Source organism: Streptomyces sp. NPDC038280 (assembly GCF_055600045.1).
On sequence record NZ_JBVJYZ010000008.1, the window covers coordinates 179,334 to 195,944 of the forward strand.

Consider the following 16,611-nt stretch of genomic DNA (forward strand, 5'->3'; position numbering starts at 1 on the left):
CGGCGTTGTCGAGCCTACCCTTGCGTCAGCGTGCATCTTTTCGAGTGCATGTCCCACGAAAAAGAAGACACAGCCAGACTGAGGGCGACTGTGTCACTTCGCCTCCCGGCGGGGTCCACCGCTGGTCCATCCCTGGTCCATTCCGTGCGGCGAGGGCCTCCAACACGAGCCCACCCCGGCGAAGAACGGCGTATGGGCAACGTCTACAGTGGCGTGGTACGCGCAAGTATTTTCCGGGCCTTCACACGCGCCCGGGCAGCTTGCTGGGAATTCTCTGTCAGGGGTGTGCGTGACGGCCGTCGAGTCCCGACCCGCAGGGGTCGTCTTGACTCCCAGCCCGGGGGGCCACAGGCCATTCGGTGCCCGCGTCAAGGCATTCGTGGCGCTGACCAAGCCGCGGATCATCGAGCTGCTGCTCATCACCACCGTTCCGGTGATGTTCCTCGCCGAGCAGGGCGTGCCGAACCTGTGGCTGGTCGTGGCCACCTGCGTCGGCGGCTACCTCTCGGCGGGCGGCGCCAACGCGCTGAACATGTACATCGACCGTGACATCGACGCCCTGATGGACCGCACCTCGCAGCGTCCGCTGGTCACCGGGATGGTGTCGCCGCGCGAGGGGCTGGTCTTCGGCCTCACCCTCGCGGTGGTCTCCACGGTCTGGTTCGGCCTGCTGGTCAACTGGCTGTCCGCCGCGCTCTCGCTCGGTGCCCTGCTCTTCTACGTCATCGTCTACACGATGATCCTCAAGCGCCGCACCGCCCAGAACATCGTGTGGGGCGGCATCGCCGGCTGTCTCCCGGTCCTGATCGGCTGGTCGGCCGTCACCAACTCGATGTCCTGGGCCGCCGTCATCCTCTTCCTCGTCATCTTCTTCTGGACGCCGCCGCACTACTGGCCGCTGTCGATGAAGGTGAAGGAGGACTACGCGCGCGTGGGCGTGCCGATGCTCCCGGTCGTCGCGAGCAACAAGGTCGTCGCCCGGCAGATCGTCCTCTACAGCTGGGTGATGGTCGCCGTCTCCCTGCTGCTCCAGCCGCTCGGCTACACCGGCTGGTTCTACACGGCCGTGGCGCTGGTCACCGGCGGCTGGTGGCTGTGGGAGGCGCACGCCCTCCAGGCCCGCGCCAAGTCCGGCGCGACCGGGGCGAAGCTCAAGGAGATGCGCCTCTTCCACTGGTCCATCACCTATGTCTCGCTGCTCTTCGTGGCGGTCGCGGTGGACCCCTTCCTGCGCTGACCTCCGCACGACGCGAGAAATCGTCCGAACGGGCGGGTGACGTGGTCAAGGCCACGTGACCCGCCCGTCGCCAGTCGATCTACCCGTCGGTAGCATCCTGCTCATGGCAGATACCAAGCAGGCAGAGCGCAAGGCGGCCAAGCTCGCCCAGCGGATCCAGGCGTTCTCCAAGGAGCACGGCGGCGCCGAGGGCCAGCTCGCGTACATCGGGCAGGGCGGCACCCGCATCGTCCTCGTCGGCGAGGACGGCGGCTGGGGCGACCTGGTGGCCCCCACCCACGACGTCGCGCGGAGCGCGGCCGAGAAGGCGGGTCTCACCCTCCACGAGAGCTTCGACGGCGAGTTCGCCGCGAAGGTCGTCACCGGCCGGTACGAGTGGACCCGGATGGCCGGTATCCAGATCGGCGGCCCCTCCAACAACTGAGGCAACACCTCGCGCGGGGCTCACCCGTTAGGACGTGTGGAAGCGCGTCCATCGCAGGGAGCCCCCGAATGATCGACACCCCGACCCTGGTGGACCAGTACTGCCACGGGGTGCTCCGCACGGAGCTCGGCCTCGGCACCTTCGAGGCGCACCTCGGCAGGACCGCCGGGCCTCCCGCGCCCGGCACCACCTACTTCGACACCCAGACGGGGTTCGCGGTACGTCGCTGGTGCCCTCCGCTGCTCGGTCTGGAGCCCCACTGCCCGCCCGCGCGCTATCTGGCCCGCAGACGGGAACTCGGCGTCCTGGAGTCCGGGCGGCGGCTGCTGCGGGCCAGCGGCATCTCCACCTACCTGGTGGACACCGGCATCCCCGGGGACCTCACGGGACCGGCCGAGATCGCCGCCACGGGCGCCGCCGAGGCCCATGAGATCGTCCGCCTGGAACTCCTCGCCGAGCAGGTCGCCGACACCTCCGGCACGGTCGACTCGCTGCTCGCCAATCTCGCCGAGGCCGTGCACGGCGCGGCCGTCTCCGCCGTCGCCTTCATCTCCGTGGCGGGCCCGCGGAGCGGCCTCTCCCTCGCCCCCGAACCGCCGGGGCCCGGTGAGGTGCGCGGCGCCGCGGGACGCTGGCTGGCGGGCCGGCCGGTCGGGGGCCGGCTGACCGACCCCGTGCTGCTGCGGCATCTGCTGTGGATCGCGATCGCCTCGGGGCGCCCGCTCCAGCTCCACGTGGGCGTCGAAGACCCGACACCGCTCACCGGATTCGCCGAGGCCACCGCCGGGCTCGGCGCCGATCTGATCCTGCTGCACGGCTATCCGTACCACCGCCAGGCCGCGCATCTGACGAGCGTCTTCCCGCATGTGTACGCCGATCTCGGCCCCGTCCTCGCCCAGACCGGGGCGCGAGCGGCCGCGGTGCTGGCCGAGATCCTGGAACTCGCACCGTTCGGGAAGCTGCTCTTCTCCAGCGGGGCGCACGGGCTGCCCGAGCTGCACGTGGTGGCCGCGAGCATCTTCCGGGAGTCGCTGGGCCGGGTGCTCGACGAGTGGACCGCCGTCGGCGCCTGGTCGCGCGCGGACGCCCACCGGGTCGCCGGAATGATCGCGGCGGGCAACGCCCGCCGTGTGTACGGACTCCGCCAGGATCCGAAGGGCTAGGCCCCTGTCCTTGGGATCCCGTGGGGCTAGGCCCTGGCCATCTCGGCGTCGGGCTGGGACGGAATCTCCACCGACGACGCCGGACGCTCACGCAGGGCGAGCGCGAGGCGCACCACGGCGATCCACATCAGCGAGGAGCCGAGCATGTGCAGGGCGACCAGGACCTCGGGCACCTGGGTGAAGTACTGGACATAACCGATCACGCCTTGGGCCAGGACCACGATCAGCAGGTCGCGGGCACGGGCGCGGGTGTCGTCGGGCGCGTCCACGACGCGGAGCACCAGCCACATCGCCACCGCGAGCGCACAGACCAGCCAGGCGGCGATCGCGTGGACATGGGCGGCGTCCGTCCAGTCCCACGGCATGCGCGGTACGTCGCTGCTGTCACCGGCGTGCTTGCCGGAACCGGTCACCGTCGTCCCCAGCGCGATCAGCACCGCCGAGACGACCGTGATCGCCCAGGACAGCTTCCGCACCGGTCCCGGGACGCGCGGGCGGGGAGCGTCGTCGCCCTCGCGGGCGCGCAGCCAGGTGATCGTCGCCACCGTCAGCAGCGCGTTCGCGGCGAGGAAGTGCCCGGCCACGGTCCACGGGTTGAGGCCCGCCCAGACGGTGATGCCACCGATGACGGCGTTGCTCATCACGAGCCAGAACTGCGCCCACGCCAGACGGGTCAGCGCGCGGCGCCGGGGCTTGGCGGAGCGCGCCGCGATGATCGCCCAGCCGACGGCCGCGCTCAGCACGTACGTGAGCATGCGGTTGCCGAACTCGATCGCCCCGTGGATGCCCTGCTCGGGCGTGGCGAAGAGACTGTCGTCCGTGCACTTGGGCCAGGTGTCGCAGCCGAGACCGGAACCGGTCAGCCGGACGGCGCCACCCGTGATGATGATGACCACGCTCATCACGACGGCGGCGAGCGCGGCGCGCTGGAGCGTTCGTGGGGTGGGGGTCCAGCGCCGGGCGATATAAGCGAGGGGGGTCAACACGGGCTCTATCGTAGGCGGCCGCTTGTGCATGGATTCACGAGGGGGTGCTCCCGGGGCGGTCGCGGCCGCCCCCGGCTCACTCCCAGCGGAAGAACCGGGCGGCGGCGCCCAGACCGAGCACCGCCCACACCGCGAGGACCCCGAGGTCGCCCCACGGCATACCGGAGCCGTCCTGGAGCACCGCGCGCAGTCCGTCGGAGAGCGCCGAGATCGGCAGCAGTTCCAGGACGGAACGGGCCGCGTCCGGGAACTTCTCCAGCGGCACGATCACCCCGCCGCCGACGAGCAGCAGCAGGAAGACCAGATTGGCGGCGGCCAGCGTCGCCTCCGCCTTGAGCGTGCCGGCCATGAGCAGCCCGAGACCGGAGAAGGCGGCGGTGCCGAGCACGAGCAGCAGGACCACCGCGACCGGGCTGCCCTGCGGCGACCAGCCGAGCGCCAGCGCGATCACAGTCAGGAGCACGATCTGGAGCACCTCGGTGACCAGGACGGACAGGGTCTTGGCCGTCATCAGCGCCCAGCGGGGCAGCGGGGAGGCGCCGAGCCGCTTGAGGACTCCGTACCTGCGCTCGAAGCCGGTGGCGATGGCCTGGCCGGTGAAGGCCGTGGACATCACGGCGAGGGCCAGCACGCCGGGGGCCAGGAAGTCGACGGACTTCCCCGCTCCGGTGTCGACGATGTCGACCGTCGAGAAGAGGACCAGCAGAAGGGACGGGATGATCACGGTGAGCAGCAGCTGCTCGCCGTTGCGCAGCAGCATCCTCGTCTCGAACAAGGTCTGCGCGGTGATCATCCGCCCGACGGGCGCGGCCCCGGGACGAGGTGTGTACGTGCCGGCGCTCATGCCCGCAGCTCCTTGCCGGTCAGGCCCAGAAAGACGTCTTCGAGGGAGTGGCGCTCCACGGCGATGCCCTCGGGCATCACGCCGTGCTGCGCGCACCAGGTCGTCACGGTCGCCAGCAGCTGCGGGTCGACCGTGCCGCTGATGCGGTACGCCCCCGGGGCCACCTCCGCCGCCGCGGTCCCGTCCGGTAGCGCCTTCAGCAGCGAGCCGACGTCGAGGCCGGGGCGGCCGGTGAAGCTCAGGGTGTTCTCGGCGCCGCCCCGGCACAGCTCCTCGGGGCTGCCGTGCGCGACGACCCGGCCCGCGTCGATGATGGCGACGTCGTCGGCCAGCTCCTCGGCCTCGTCCATGAAGTGCGTGGTCAGTACGGTGGTCACGCCGTCGCCGCGCAGCTCGCGGACCAGGTCCCAGGTGGAGCGGCGGGCCTGCGGGTCGAGGCCCGCGGTCGGCTCGTCCAGGAAGACCAGCTCGGGCCGGCCGACGACCGCCATGGCGAGCGCGAGGCGCTGCTGCTGACCGCCGGAGAGCCGGCGGTAGGTGGTCCGGCCGCAGGAGCCGAGGCCGAGGCGTTCGATCAGCGCGTCCACGTCGAGCGGGTGGGCGTGCAGCTTCGCCATGTGGCGGAGCATCTCGTCGGCGCGGGCGCCGGAGTAGACGCCGCCGGACTGGAGCATCACGCCGATCCGGGGGCGCAGTCGCGCGGCGTCGGCGACCGGGTCGAGCCCGAGGACGCGAACCGTGCCGGCGTCGGCCCGGCGGTAGCCCTCGCAGGTCTCGACGGTGGTGGTCTTCCCGGCGCCGTTGGGCCCGAGGACGGCGGTCACCGTGCCCGCGCGGACATCGAGGTCGAGGCCGTCCACGGCGGTCTTGGATCCGTACCGCTTGACCAGGCCCCGGACCTGGACCACGGACTCGTTCTTCATGACGGGAAGTCTAGAGAGCGCTCGCGGGCCCCCGGGGCGCGGGGGGATCCCCGAGGCCGACGGACCCGGGAATGGCCTGAAACGGCACACGACCGTCGTATCGGACGGCGATCGACCCCGGCGCCGACCAAGGCGTCCGCGGGCACGCCCGGTGACGTTCGGAGCGGGCGGCGCCACCGCGCCGCGCCACGACACGCCCGGGAGCGGATGCGCACCCCCGGTGACGGCCGGAGCCGGCGCCACCGCGCTTGCCCACGACACGCCCGGGAGCGGATGGTCCGGCGCGTCCAGGCCCGTTCCGACCAGCTGATACGCCCCCGGCGGGACGGTGGCCGTGTCCTTCGGGAGGGCGGCCGCCGTGTGTCGGAACGATCATTTCCGCAGGTCATCTTAGGTATGCCTAAGTGATGTACCGCACCGGCTGATGATCGGGACGCGGGTTGTCATGGTCGAAGGAATTACGCAACAATGGCGTTGTGAAAAACGTCGGCGAGGCTCCAGCAGAGGAACTCGCGACCGGTGAGCGGTCCACCCGCAACCGGGTCGCGCGCTCCATCCTGGACCACGGCCCGTCCACGGTCGCCGATCTCGCGAAGCGTCTCGGCCTCACCCAGGCGGCCGTCCGCCGACACCTCGACTCCCTCGTCGCCGAGAACGTCGTCGAGGCGCGCGAGCAGCGTGTCTACGGCGCGCGCACCCGGGGCCGTCCCGCCAAGGTCTTCGCGCTGACCGACTGCGGCCGGGACGCCTTCGACCAGTCCTACGACTCGCTCGCCGTCGACGCCCTCCGCTGGATCGAGCGGACCGCCGGCGGAGGAGCCGCGGGAGAGGCCGCCGTCGCGGCCTTCGCCCGTGACCGGCTCGAGGCCCAGGCGGAGACCTACCGCGAGGCCGTGGAGGCCGCCGACCCGGCGGACCGGACCGAGGCACTGGCCCGGGCCCTGACGGCCGACGGGTACGCTGCAACGGCGCGGAACGCGCCGGTCGGCGAACAGCTGTGCCAGCACCACTGCCCGGTCGCCCACGTCGCCGAGCAGTATCCGCAGTTGTGCGAGGCGGAGACGGAGGTCTTCTCCCGCCTGCTCGGAACGCATGTGCAGCGGCTGGCCACGATCGCGCACGGCGACGGGGTGTGCACGACCTTCATCCCCCACAGCGCCCCACAGACCACCACACCATCAGCATCCGCAAGTACGGCCGGGAGGAACCCCGCATGACCACCGAGATCAGCCACCCCGAGCTCGAGGGCCTGGGTCGGTACGAGTACGGCTGGGCCGACTCGGACGCGGCCGGTGCCACCGCCAAGCGCGGCCTCTCCGAGGACGTCGTCCGCGACATTTCCGCGAAGAAGAACGAGCCCGAGTGGATGCTGAAGCTGCGGCTCAAGGGTCTGCGGCTCTTCGGCAAGAAGCCCATGCCGAGCTGGGGCTCCGACCTGTCGGGCATCGACTTCGACAACATCAAGTACTTCGTGCGGTCCACGGAGAAGCAGGCGGAGTCCTGGGAGGACCTGCCCGAGGACATCAAGAACACGTACGACAAGCTCGGCATCCCCGAGGCGGAGAAGCAGCGCCTCGTCGCCGGTGTCGCGGCCCAGTACGAGTCCGAGGTCGTCTACCACCAGATCCGCGAGGACCTGGAGGAGCAGGGCGTCATCTTCCTCGACACCGACACCGCGCTCAAGGAGCACCCGGAGCTCTTCCAGGAGTACTTCGGCACGGTCATCCCGGTCGGCGACAACAAGTTCGCGTCGCTGAACACCGCGGTGTGGTCCGGCGGATCGTTCATCTACGTCCCCAAGGGCGTGCACGTCGAGATCCCGCTGCAGGCCTACTTCCGTATCAACACGGAGAACATGGGTCAGTTCGAGCGGACGCTGATCATCGTCGACGAGGACGCCTACGTCCACTACGTCGAGGGCTGCACCGCCCCGATCTACTCCTCGGACTCGCTGCACAGCGCCGTGGTCGAGATCATCGTCAAGAAGGGCGGCCGCTGCCGCTACACGACCATCCAGAACTGGTCGAACAACGTCTACAACCTGGTCACCAAGCGGGCCGTGGCCTACGAGGGCGCGACCATGGAGTGGGTCGACGGCAACATCGGCTCCAAGGTGACCATGAAGTACCCGGCCGTCTACCTCATGGGCGAGCACGCCAAGGGCGAGACGCTGTCCATCGCCTTCGCGGGCGAGGGCCAGCACCAGGACGCCGGCGCCAAGATGGTCCACATGGCCCCGAACACCTCCTCGAACATCGTCTCCAAGTCGGTGGCGCGAGGCGGCGGCCGCACCTCCTACCGCGGTCTGATCGAGATCGGCGAGGGTGCCCCGGGCGCCAAGTCCAACGTGCTCTGCGACGCTCTTCTCGTGGACACCATCTCCCGCTCCGACACGTACCCCTACGTGGACGTGCGCGAGGACGACGTGTCCATGGGCCACGAGGCGACCGTCTCCAAGGTCTCCGACGACCAGCTCTTCTACCTGATGAGCCGGGGTCTGACCGAGTTCGAGGCGATGGCGATGATCGTGCGTGGCTTCGTCGAGCCGATCGCCAAGGAGCTGCCGATGGAGTACGCGCTGGAGCTCAACCGGCTGATCGAGCTGCAGATGGAAGGCGCGGTGGGCTAGCCCGCCCGCAGCAGCCCGGATCCAGTCCCCCGGCTCACCCCGTGAGCCCTGTGACCCCGAAGGGCGCCCGGCCGCTTGCCGGAGCAGCAGGCTCCGGCCAGGCGGCCGCGCCCCGCAGGGCGAGCGAACGTACCGAAGCAGAAAGTGAGCACGACGACAGCCATGGCTGAGGCTCAGAACATCCCGGCGGGCTCCACCACCGCCGGCTCGATCGCGGTGGCCGCCGAGTCGACCGTCGCCACGCGCATGAGCGCGCCCCCGTCCTTCGACGTCGCGGACTTCCCCGTCCCGCACGGTCGCGAGGAGGAGTGGCGCTTCACGCCGCTGGAGCGGCTGCGCGGCCTGCACGACGGCACCGCCGTCGCGAATGGCGAGGGCCCCAAGGTCGAGATCGAGGCGCCCGAGGGTGTCACCGTGGAGACGGTCGGCCGCGACGACGCGCGCCTCGGCAAGGCCGGTACGCCGGTCGACCGGGTCGCCGCGCAGGCGTACAGCGCCTTCGAGAAGGCCTCCGTCGTCTCCGTGCCCAAGGAGACCGTCCTCACCGAGCCCATCCGGATCGCCGTGCACGGCCAGGGCGGCATCGCCTTCGGCTACCAGGTGATCGAGCTCGGCGCGTTCGCCGAGGCGGTCGTGGTCATCGACCACACCGGCGACGGCGTCCTCGCCGCCAACGTGGACTACGTCCTCGGTGACGGCGCCAAGCTCACCGTCGTCTCCATCCAGGACTGGGACGAGAAGGCCGTCCACGTCGCCCAGCACAACGCGCTGGTCGGCCGCGACGCCTCCTTCAAGTCGGTCGTCGTCACCTTCGGCGGTGACGTGGTGCGTCTGCACCCCCGTGTCGCGTACGCGGGCACCGGCGGCGAGGCCGAGCTCTTCGGCCTGTACTTCACCGACGCCGGCCAGCACCAGGAGCACCGCCTGCTGGTCGACCACAACACCCCGCACTGCCGCTCCAACGTGGCGTACAAGGGGGCTCTCCAGGGCGATGCCGCGCACGCCGTCTGGATCGGCGACGTCCTGATCCAGGCCGCCGCCGAGGGCACCGACACCTACGAGCTCAACCGGAACCTGGTTCTGACGGACGGCGCCCGCGTCGACTCCGTACCGAACCTGGAGATCGAGACCGGCGAGATCGTCGGCGCGGGTCACGCCTCCGCGACCGGCCGCTTCGACGACGAGCAGCTCTTCTACCTGCAGTCCCGTGGCATCCCGGCCGGCGAGGCCCGTCGCCTCGTGGTCCGCGGCTTCTTCGCGGAACTCGTCCAGCAGATCGGTCTGCCGGACCTCGAGGAGCGCCTCATCGCCAAGATCGACGCGGAGCTGGAGGCGTCCGTCTGATGGCCTTCGTCCGAGTCTGTGGGCTGAGCGAGCTGGAGGAGAACACCCCGAAGCGGGTGGAACTCGACAGCACGCCGGTCTCCCTCGTCCGCACCGACGGCGAGGTGTTCGCGATCAACGACATCTGCTCGCACGCGAACGTCTCCCTGTCCGAGGGCGAGGTGGAGGACTGCTCCATCGAGTGCTGGTTGCACGGCTCCAGCTTCGACCTGCGCACCGGCAAGCCCTCCGGTCTTCCCGCGACGCGCCCCGTCCCCGTATACCCCGTCAAGATCGAAGGGGACGATGTGCTCGTCTCCGTCACCCAGGAGTCCTGAGTCACCCATGGCAACGCTTGAAATCCGCGACCTGCACGTCTCCGTCGAGGCCGAGAACGGCCCCCGCGAGATCCTCAAGGGCGTCGACCTGACCGTGAAGCAGGGCGAGACCCACGCCATCATGGGCCCCAACGGCTCGGGCAAGTCCACCCTCGCCTACTCGATCGCGGGTCACCCCAAGTACACGATCACCAAGGGCACCGTGACCCTCGACGGCGAGGACGTCCTCGAGATGTCCGTCGACGAGCGCGCCCGCGCCGGCATGTTCCTGGCCATGCAGTACCCGGTCGAGGTCCCCGGCGTCTCGGTCTCCAACTTCCTGCGCACCTCGGCCACGGCCATCCGCGGCGAGGCGCCCAAGCTGCGCACCTGGGTGAAGGAGGTCAAGTCCGCGATGGAGCAGCTCCAGATGGACCCGGCCTTCGCCGAGCGCAACGTCAACGAGGGCTTCTCCGGCGGTGAGAAGAAGCGCCACGAGATCCTTCAGATGGAGCTCCTCAAGCCGAAGATCGCGATCCTCGACGAGACGGACTCCGGTCTGGACGTCGACGCGCTGCGCCAGGTCTCCGAAGGCGTCAACCGGGTCCGTGAGACCGGCGAGGTCGGCACCCTGCTGATCACGCACTACACCCGCATCCTCCGCTACATCAAGCCCGACTTCGTGCACGTCTTCGCGCACGGCCGCATCGCCGAGTCCGGCGGCGCCGAGCTCGCCGACAAGCTGGAGAACGAGGGCTACGAGTCCTACGTGAAGGGTGGCGCTACCACGTGATGCAGCTGCCGGGCCTCCTCGACACCGAAGCGATCCGCAAGGACTTCCCCCTGCTGGATCGTGTGGTCCACGACGGGAAGAAGATCGTCTACCTGGACAGCGCTGCGACCTCGCAGAAGCCGCGCCAGGTCCTCGACGCGCTGAACGAGTACTACGAGCGGCACAACGCCAACGTTCACCGCGGCGTGTACACGGTCGCCGAGGAGGCCACGGCGCTGTACGAGGGCGCCCGCGACAAGGTCGCCGCCTTCATCAACGCGCCGAGCCGCGACGAGGTGATCTTCACCAAGAACGCCTCCGAGTCGCTCAACCTCGTGGCCAACATGCTGGGCTGGGCCGACGAGCCCTACCGGGTCGACCACGAGACCGAGATCGCCATCACGGAGATGGAGCACCACTCCAACATCGTGCCGTGGCAGCTGCTCTCGCAGCGCACGGGCGCGAAGCTGAAGTGGTTCGGCCTCACCGACGACGGCCGTCTCGACCTCTCCAACATCGAAGAGGTCATCACCGAGAAGACCAAGATCGTTTCGTTCACGCTGGTCTCGAACCTGCTGGGCACGGTCAACCCGGTGGAGACGATCATCCGGCGCGCGCAGGAAGTCGGCGCGCTGGTCTGCATCGACGCCTCGCAGGCCGCCCCGCACATGGTGCTGGACGTCCAGGCCCTGCAGGCCGACTTCGTGGCCTTCACCGGCCACAAGATGTGCGGCCCGACGGGTATCGGTGTGCTGTGGGGCCGCCAGGAGCTCCTGGAGGACCTTCCGCCGTTCCTCGGCGGCGGCGAGATGATCGAGACCGTGTCGATGCACTCGTCGACGTACGCGCCGGCGCCGCACAAGTTCGAGGCGGGTACGCCCCCGATCGCCCAGGCCGTCGGCCTCGGCGCGGCCGTGGACTACCTGTCGGCGATCGGCATGGACAAGATCGCCGCTCATGAGCACGCGATCACCGAGTACGCGGTGCGCCGCCTGCAGGAGGTCCCCGACCTGCGGATCATCGGCCCGGTGACGGCCGAGGACCGCGGTGCCGCGATCTCCTTCGTGCTCGGCGACATCCACCCGCACGACGTGGGCCAGGTCCTGGACGAAGAGGGCATCGCCGTCCGCGTCGGACACCACTGCGCGCGGCCGGTCTGCCTGCGGTACGGAATTCCTGCGACCACGCGAGCGTCGTTCTATCTGTACTCCACGCCGGCCGAGGTCGACGCCCTGGTCTCCGGCCTGGAGCACGTACGGAACTTCTTCGGCTGAGGGGCTGCTGGGACGTGAAGCTTGATTCGATGTACCAGGACGTCATCCTGGACCACTACAAGCACCCCCACGGGCGCGGTCTGCGGGACGGCGACGCCGAGGTGCACCACGTCAACCCGACGTGCGGTGACGAGATCACGCTCCGTGTGAAGTACGACGGATCGCGGATCGAGGACGTCTCGTACGAGGGCCAGGGCTGCTCGATCAGTCAGGCGTCGGCCTCCGTGCTGAACGAACTGCTGGTCGGGAAGGATCTGGCCGAGGCGCAGAAGATCCAGGGCACCTTCCTGGAGCTGATGCAGTCCAAGGGCAAGATCGAGCCGGATGACGCGATGGAGGAGATCCTGGAGGACGCGGTCGCGTTCGCCGGTGTCTCGAAGTACCCCGCCCGGGTGAAGTGCGCTCTGCTGAGCTGGATGGCGTGGAAGGACGCGACGGCCCAGGCTCTGGGAGAGCGACCCGAGAACGCAGTGAGGAAGTCGGCATGACCGAGAACGCTGAGGCCACCATGAAGCCGGCCTCCGAGGAAGAAGTCCGCGAGGCGCTGTACGACGTCGTGGACCCCGAGCTGGGGATCGACGTCGTCAATCTCGGCCTGATCTACGGCATCCACATCGACGACTCCAATGTCGCGACGCTGGACATGACCCTGACGTCGGCGGCGTGCCCGCTGACCGATGTGATCGAGGACCAGGCGAAGGCCGCGACCGACGGCATCGTCAACGAGCTCAAGATCAACTGGGTCTGGATGCCGCCGTGGGGCCCGGACAAGATCACGGACGACGGTCGCGAGCAGCTGCGCGCGCTCGGATTCAACGTCTGACCACAGGCGTCCCCAGCGTCCACGACGCGCGAACGGCCATGCCCCCCAGGCAGACTGGTGGGCATGGCCGTTCGCATGTACCACCTCTTCGTCGACGCCCACGATCTGCCCGCCCTGGCCCGCTTCTGGTGTCGGGTGCTCGACTGGAAGGTGCTCTTCGAGGCGGAGGACGAGATCGTCATCGGCGCCGACGAGTACGCGATGCCCGGCATGTGCTTCGTCCCCGTGCCGGAGACCAGACGGTGAAGAACCGGCTGCACATCGATCTCGCGCCCGACGACCAGGCCGCCGAGGTCGAGCGGATCCTCGGCCTCGGGGCGCGGCGGGTCGATGTCGGGCAGGGTCAGGACGTCGGCTGGGTCGTCCTCGCCGATCCGGAGGGCAACGAGTTCTGCGTGCTGCGGCCGAAGACGTCGCTCACGGACTGAACGGCGGCGGGGTCACCCCGGCTGCCTGGGCGAGCGCCGGGGCCAGGTTCTCCTTGCGGATGCGCAGGTCGACGTAGACCAGGCCGGTGACCAGCGGCTGGAACGTCGAGACGATGATCTGCCCGATGAACTGGCCCACGAGCAGGACGATCAGGGCCGTGCCGACCGCTGCCAGGACCTGGTCCGACGAGGGCGACGATCCGAGGTCCATCGTGCCCGCACTGCCGGGGATCGACGCGAAGGCGCCCACCAACTGCTGGAACAGCATGTTCGCCACGCCCACCATCGCCGCGGCCACGAACGTGATCCCGAAGACGCGCCACCAGGAGCCCCGGACCAGCCGTGAGGAGCGCTTCATGGCGGCGAACGCCCCCTGGCCCTCGAAGACGGCGGCCGACGGGGCGAGGCTGAACTTCACCCACAGCCAGACCGCAAGCGGAGTGATCGCCAGGGCGCCCAGGAACGCGAGGAAGGGAACGATGAGCGGGCCCGTGCCGACTTCCAGCAGGGCGACCGTCAGGGCGGTGAACGCCGCGAGGAACAGCCCGAGGGGCAGCAGCATGATCAGCGCGGTCAGGAAGACCGTGCCGAGCACGGCGGGGACCCCGGCCCAGGCGCGCGCCCAGACGGCGCGGAAGGTGGTCGGCGCGCCGAGGATCGCGTCCTGGAGCACGGCGGGACAGGCCGCGTAGACCACGCCGCTCGCGAGCAGCAGCATCACCATGGCCACGACCCAGACACAGGCCAGGGCTATGAGCAGCGGCCGCCAGTCCTCCCAGGACGTGCCGCCCGGCGGCGGATCGAAGACCGTGGACAGATGGTCCCCGACCGCCGCGTAGGCGATCGCGACCGCCGCGCCGACGATCAGCGACGCCGCGCCGTAGGCGGCCAGGGCCGTGCCGAACAGCGGTTTCCAGTAGCGGCCGACCGTCGCGAAGGCACCGCCCAGGAGGTCGCTCGTCTTGAGGGGAGCGAGGGGAATCACTCCAGGCTTCGGGGGCGGTGGGGTCGCCCACCCGTACGGACCCGGCGGTACGCCCCACCCCATGTTCTGCGTCATGCGGGACACCGTAGCCGTACGGATGTGCGGGTCGTTGTGTACGGTAGTACGCATGGGATACGGACTGCTGGCCGGGGCCATCGCGGCGGAGATCGTGGGCACGACCGCCATGAAGTACAGCGAGGGCTTCACCCGGCTCTGGCCCTCGCTGGTCACGGTCGCCGGCTATCTGATCGCCTTCAGCCTCCTCGCCCAGACGCTGAAGACGCTCCAGATCGGCACCGCGTACGCGATCTGGTCCGGTGTCGGCACCGCGGCCGTCGCCGCCATCGGCGTGCTCTTCATGCACGAGTCGACGAGCCCCGCCCAGATCATCGGAATCCTGCTGGTCATCGCGGGTGTCGTCGTCCTGAACGTCGGCGGGGCGCACTGATGGCCCGCCGCCACGACCCCGACCGCCGACAGCGCATCATCGACGCGGCGCTCCGGGTCGTCGGCCGCGCCGGCCTCGCCGGCGTGAGCCACCGCACGGTGGCCGCGGAGGCGGACGTGCCGCTGGGCTCCACCACGTACCACTTCGCCTCCCTCGACGAACTGCTCGTCGCCGCGTTGCGCCAGGCCGACGACGGCTTCGGCCGCGCCCTGCGGGAGAGCGGCGCGCTCGCCGGCCCCGAGACGGACCTCGCGGGGGAGCTGGCCCGGCTGATGGGCCGGTGGATCGGCGGCGAGCGCACCGGAGCGGAGCTCGAGTACGAGCTCTACCTGGCCGCCCTGCGCCGGCCCGCCCTGCGCCCGGTCGCCGCCGAGTGGACGGACGGCGTCACCCGGCTCCTGGCCACCCGGACCGACGCCGTGACCGCACGCGCGCTCGTGGCGCTCATGGACGGGATCTGCCTCCAGGTCCTGCTGACCGGCACGGCGTACGACGAGCAGTACGCGCGGGAGACGCTGGGGCGGCTCATCCGCCGCTGAACGGCCGTGAACCCGAGCGGGCGTCCGGAACTCGCCCGGCGGTCCGTCCCGATCCCCCGCAGGCGGCCGTCCTGAACCCCGGCCTCCCACTCGCCCGGCGGTCCGTCCCGATCCCCCGGGGACGGCCGTCGGGTTCCATACGAGGGCGCGGGGACGGCCGCCGGGCCCCGCCCGACACCTGAGACCGGTTCGCACCCGCCCGCCCCCGCCGGTTAGGTTTCCCTCATGACCGACACGACTGCTACACGCACCACCGGCGCCGTCGCCGCCGGCCTCGCCACCATCGCCGGCGACGGTACCGTTCTCGACACCTGGTTCCCCGCCCCCGAACTCTCCGCCGAGCCCGGCCCGGCCGGGAGCCGGCGGCTCTCCCCCGAGGAGGCGGTGAACGCCCTCGGCGCGGGCGCCGCCAAGGCGCTCGGGGTCGACGGGCGACGCGGTGTCGAGGTGGTCGCCGTGCGTACGGTCATCGGGTCGCTCGACGACAAGCCGCTCGACGCGCACGACGCCTACCTGCGTCTCCACCTGCTCTCCCACCGGCTGGTGCAGCCGCACGGGGTGAGCCTGGACGGCCTGTTCGGCCTGCTCGCCAACGTCGCCTGGACCTCGCTCGGCCCGGTCGCCGTGGACGACATCGAGAAGGTGCGTCTCAACGCCCGCGCCGAGGGCCTGCACCTCCAGGTGACCAGCATCGACAAGTTCCCGCGGATGACGGACTACGTCGCGCCGAAGGGCGTCCGGATCGCCGACGCCGACCGCGTACGGCTCGGCGCGCACCTCGCCTCGGGCACCACCGTCATGCACGAGGGCTTCGTCAACTTCAACGCCGGCACCCTCGGCACGTCGATGGTCGAGGGCCGGATCTCCGCCGGTGTCGTCGTCGGTGACGGCTCGGACATCGGCGGCGGCGCGTCCACCATGGGAACCCTGTCCGGCGGCGGCAATGTCCGTATCACCATCGGTGAGCGCTGCCTGGTCGGCGCCGAGGCGGGCGTCGGGATCGCGCTCGGCGACGAGTGCGTCGTCGAGGCCGGCCTGTACGTCACCGCCGGTACGCGCGTCACGCTGCCCGACGGCCAGATCGTCAAGGCCCGTGAGCTCTCCGGAGCGAGCAACATCCTCTTCCGCCGCAACTCGGTGACCGGCACCGTCGAGGCCCGCCCGAACAACGCGGTCTGGGGTGGGCTGAACGAGGTACTCCACAGCCACAACTGATCGGAGTGACTCCGCGTTGAAGAGATCGACGCGGAGTCACACGAACAGCGAGGCGAGGAGTACGGCATGAGGACGAGAACCGGTCGCGTGGTCGTCGGTGCGCTCACGGCGGCGGCGGTCCTGCTGCCGGCCGGGGCGGCCGCCGCGGACGAGACGCACCAGGACTCGCACAACGGCCCGCAGGTGATGCTGTTGTCGACGGGCCAGATCGACGACCCGCTCGAGGACGTCCTGGAGCACGCGACGCTCCTCGGCACCACGCGGGTCTCCGGCTGAGCGGC

The 16,611-nt window shown here is 70.2% G+C and carries 19 protein-coding genes and 1 pseudogene; 16 read left to right on the forward strand and 4 right to left on the reverse strand.

The features are described 5' to 3' along the window. The first annotated feature begins 289 nt into the window (after positions 1-289). From ACZ7J0_RS18665 to ACZ7J0_RS18675, 3 genes are all read left to right on the forward strand, one after another. Positions 290-1,237 carry a heme o synthase gene (locus ACZ7J0_RS18665; protein ID WP_470888618.1) on the forward strand — a complete coding sequence of 316 codons (948 nt, stop codon included), beginning with the start codon at positions 290-292 and terminating at the stop codon, positions 1,235-1,237. Between the two features lie 103 nt (positions 1,238-1,340). Then, a complete protein-coding gene (locus ACZ7J0_RS18670; protein ID WP_468711200.1) occupies positions 1,341-1,661 on the forward strand; it encodes a hypothetical protein in 321 nt (106 codons plus the stop codon). Positions 1,662-1,729: 68 nt separating this feature from the next. After that, entirely contained in the window at positions 1,730-2,824 is a 1,095-nt protein-coding gene (locus ACZ7J0_RS18675) for an amidohydrolase family protein (protein WP_470888620.1), read from the forward strand. A gap of 26 nt (positions 2,825-2,850) precedes the next feature. Here the strand turns inward: ACZ7J0_RS18675 and ACZ7J0_RS18680 are convergent, their stop codons facing one another. The 3 genes from ACZ7J0_RS18680 to ACZ7J0_RS18690 are packed head-to-tail and all read right to left on the reverse strand — an operon-like array spanning position 2,851 to position 5,577. Continuing rightward, the gene (locus ACZ7J0_RS18680) at positions 2,851-3,840 is read right to left on the reverse strand and encodes a COX15/CtaA family protein (RefSeq protein WP_470888622.1); all 990 of its coding nucleotides are present in this window, start codon (positions 3,838-3,840) and stop codon (positions 2,851-2,853) included. A 46-nt stretch (positions 3,841-3,886) separates the two neighbouring features. After that, on the reverse strand, positions 3,887-4,654 hold the full coding sequence (locus tag ACZ7J0_RS18685) for an ABC transporter permease (protein ID WP_470888624.1): 768 nt from the start codon (positions 4,652-4,654) through the stop codon (positions 3,887-3,889). Next, the gene (locus ACZ7J0_RS18690; RefSeq protein ID WP_470888626.1) at positions 4,651-5,577 is read right to left on the reverse strand and encodes an ABC transporter ATP-binding protein; all 927 of its coding nucleotides are present in this window, start codon (positions 5,575-5,577) and stop codon (positions 4,651-4,653) included. The genes ACZ7J0_RS18685 and ACZ7J0_RS18690 overlap by 4 nt, the downstream gene beginning before the upstream one ends. A 476-nt stretch (positions 5,578-6,053) precedes the next feature. Between ACZ7J0_RS18690 and ACZ7J0_RS18695 the strand changes: the two genes are divergently transcribed. The 9 genes and pseudogenes from ACZ7J0_RS18695 to ACZ7J0_RS18735 all read left to right on the forward strand — a co-directional run bounded on the left by ACZ7J0_RS18695 (position 6,054) and on the right by ACZ7J0_RS18735 (position 13,143). After that, positions 6,054-6,794 (forward strand): helix-turn-helix transcriptional regulator, encoded by a 741-nt coding sequence (locus ACZ7J0_RS18695; protein WP_470888628.1) that lies wholly within the window; start codon positions 6,054-6,056, stop codon positions 6,792-6,794. Continuing rightward, positions 6,791-8,206 (forward strand): Fe-S cluster assembly protein SufB, encoded by a 1,416-nt coding sequence (sufB, locus tag ACZ7J0_RS18700; protein WP_470888630.1) that lies wholly within the window; start codon positions 6,791-6,793, stop codon positions 8,204-8,206. Before ACZ7J0_RS18695 ends, sufB begins: the two co-directional genes overlap by 4 nt. Before the next feature lie 162 nt (positions 8,207-8,368). Beyond that, positions 8,369-9,550, forward strand: a complete 1,182-nt coding sequence (sufD, locus tag ACZ7J0_RS18705) for a Fe-S cluster assembly protein SufD (RefSeq protein ID WP_470888632.1) — start codon at positions 8,369-8,371, stop codon at positions 9,548-9,550. After that, positions 9,550-9,867 (forward strand): bifunctional 3-phenylpropionate/cinnamic acid dioxygenase ferredoxin subunit, encoded by a 318-nt coding sequence (locus tag ACZ7J0_RS18710; RefSeq protein WP_470888634.1) that lies wholly within the window; start codon positions 9,550-9,552, stop codon positions 9,865-9,867. Before sufD ends, ACZ7J0_RS18710 begins: the two co-directional genes overlap by 1 nt. A 7-nt stretch (positions 9,868-9,874) precedes the next feature. Beyond that, positions 9,875-10,639, forward strand: a complete 765-nt coding sequence (sufC, locus tag ACZ7J0_RS18715; RefSeq protein ID WP_468711213.1) for a Fe-S cluster assembly ATPase SufC — start codon at positions 9,875-9,877, stop codon at positions 10,637-10,639. After that, positions 10,636-11,892, forward strand: a complete 1,257-nt coding sequence (locus ACZ7J0_RS18720) for a cysteine desulfurase (protein WP_470888636.1) — start codon at positions 10,636-10,638, stop codon at positions 11,890-11,892. The genes sufC and ACZ7J0_RS18720 overlap by 4 nt, the downstream gene beginning before the upstream one ends. Positions 11,893-11,906: 14 nt before the next feature. After that, positions 11,907-12,380 carry a Fe-S cluster assembly sulfur transfer protein SufU gene (sufU, locus tag ACZ7J0_RS18725; protein WP_468711219.1) on the forward strand — a complete coding sequence of 158 codons (474 nt, stop codon included), beginning with the start codon at positions 11,907-11,909 and terminating at the stop codon, positions 12,378-12,380. Then, positions 12,377-12,715 carry a metal-sulfur cluster assembly factor gene (locus ACZ7J0_RS18730; RefSeq protein WP_046907888.1) on the forward strand — a complete coding sequence of 113 codons (339 nt, stop codon included), beginning with the start codon at positions 12,377-12,379 and terminating at the stop codon, positions 12,713-12,715. The genes sufU and ACZ7J0_RS18730 overlap by 4 nt, the downstream gene beginning before the upstream one ends. Positions 12,716-12,778: 63 nt before the next feature. Further along, a pseudogene (locus tag ACZ7J0_RS18735) lies at positions 12,779-13,143 on the forward strand (VOC family protein). Here ACZ7J0_RS18735 and ACZ7J0_RS18740 read toward each other — a convergent pair. Then, positions 13,133-14,203, reverse strand: a complete 1,071-nt coding sequence (locus tag ACZ7J0_RS18740) for a DUF7847 domain-containing protein (protein ID WP_470888638.1) — start codon at positions 14,201-14,203, stop codon at positions 13,133-13,135. The pseudogene ACZ7J0_RS18735 and the gene ACZ7J0_RS18740 sit on opposite strands and share 11 nt — an antisense overlap. A 52-nt stretch (positions 14,204-14,255) precedes the next feature. Here ACZ7J0_RS18740 and ACZ7J0_RS18745 point away from each other — a divergent pair, with 52 nt between their 5' ends. The 4 genes from ACZ7J0_RS18745 (at position 14,256) to ACZ7J0_RS18760 (ending at position 16,606) form a co-directional block, all read left to right on the forward strand. Next, entirely contained in the window at positions 14,256-14,576 is a 321-nt protein-coding gene (locus ACZ7J0_RS18745) for a DMT family transporter (RefSeq protein WP_470888640.1), read from the forward strand. After that, the gene (locus ACZ7J0_RS18750) at positions 14,576-15,115 is read left to right on the forward strand and encodes a TetR/AcrR family transcriptional regulator (protein ID WP_470888642.1); all 540 of its coding nucleotides are present in this window, start codon (positions 14,576-14,578) and stop codon (positions 15,113-15,115) included. Before ACZ7J0_RS18745 ends, ACZ7J0_RS18750 begins: the two co-directional genes overlap by 1 nt. Before the next feature lie 225 nt (positions 15,116-15,340). Beyond that, positions 15,341-16,330 carry a 2,3,4,5-tetrahydropyridine-2,6-dicarboxylate N-succinyltransferase gene (gene dapD / locus ACZ7J0_RS18755; RefSeq protein WP_470888644.1) on the forward strand — a complete coding sequence of 330 codons (990 nt, stop codon included), beginning with the start codon at positions 15,341-15,343 and terminating at the stop codon, positions 16,328-16,330. Between the two features lie 66 nt (positions 16,331-16,396). After that, positions 16,397-16,606, forward strand: a complete 210-nt coding sequence (locus ACZ7J0_RS18760; RefSeq protein WP_470888646.1) for a hypothetical protein — start codon at positions 16,397-16,399, stop codon at positions 16,604-16,606. The last annotated feature ends 5 nt before the right edge of the window (positions 16,607-16,611 follow it).

Bases quoted from the DNA above. Each gene is read 5' to 3' on its own strand.
- ACZ7J0_RS18670 (WP_468711200.1), top strand. From the start codon at position 1,341: ATGGCAGATACCAAGCAGGCAGAGCGCAAGGCGGCCAAGCTCGCCCAG.
- ACZ7J0_RS18675 (WP_470888620.1), top strand. From the start codon at position 1,730: ATGATCGACACCCCGACCCTGGTGGACCAGTACTGCCACGGGGTGCTC.
- ACZ7J0_RS18680 (WP_470888622.1), bottom strand. From the start codon at position 3,840: ATGCACAAGCGGCCGCCTACGATAGAGCCCGTGTTGACCCCCCTCGCT.
- ACZ7J0_RS18685 (WP_470888624.1), bottom strand. From the start codon at position 4,654: ATGAGCGCCGGCACGTACACACCTCGTCCCGGGGCCGCGCCCGTCGGG.
- ACZ7J0_RS18690 (WP_470888626.1), bottom strand. From the start codon at position 5,577: ATGAAGAACGAGTCCGTGGTCCAGGTCCGGGGCCTGGTCAAGCGGTAC.
- sufB (WP_470888630.1), top strand. From the start codon at position 6,791: ATGACCACCGAGATCAGCCACCCCGAGCTCGAGGGCCTGGGTCGGTAC.
- sufD (WP_470888632.1), top strand. From the start codon at position 8,369: ATGGCTGAGGCTCAGAACATCCCGGCGGGCTCCACCACCGCCGGCTCG.
- ACZ7J0_RS18710 (WP_470888634.1), top strand. From the start codon at position 9,550: ATGGCCTTCGTCCGAGTCTGTGGGCTGAGCGAGCTGGAGGAGAACACC.
- sufC (WP_468711213.1), top strand. From the start codon at position 9,875: ATGGCAACGCTTGAAATCCGCGACCTGCACGTCTCCGTCGAGGCCGAG.
- ACZ7J0_RS18730 (WP_046907888.1), top strand. From the start codon at position 12,377: ATGACCGAGAACGCTGAGGCCACCATGAAGCCGGCCTCCGAGGAAGAA.
- ACZ7J0_RS18740 (WP_470888638.1), bottom strand. From the start codon at position 14,203: ATGACGCAGAACATGGGGTGGGGCGTACCGCCGGGTCCGTACGGGTGG.
- ACZ7J0_RS18745 (WP_470888640.1), top strand. From the start codon at position 14,256: ATGGGATACGGACTGCTGGCCGGGGCCATCGCGGCGGAGATCGTGGGC.
- ACZ7J0_RS18750 (WP_470888642.1), top strand. From the start codon at position 14,576: ATGGCCCGCCGCCACGACCCCGACCGCCGACAGCGCATCATCGACGCG.
- dapD (WP_470888644.1), top strand. From the start codon at position 15,341: ATGACCGACACGACTGCTACACGCACCACCGGCGCCGTCGCCGCCGGC.
- ACZ7J0_RS18760 (WP_470888646.1), top strand. From the start codon at position 16,397: ATGAGGACGAGAACCGGTCGCGTGGTCGTCGGTGCGCTCACGGCGGCG.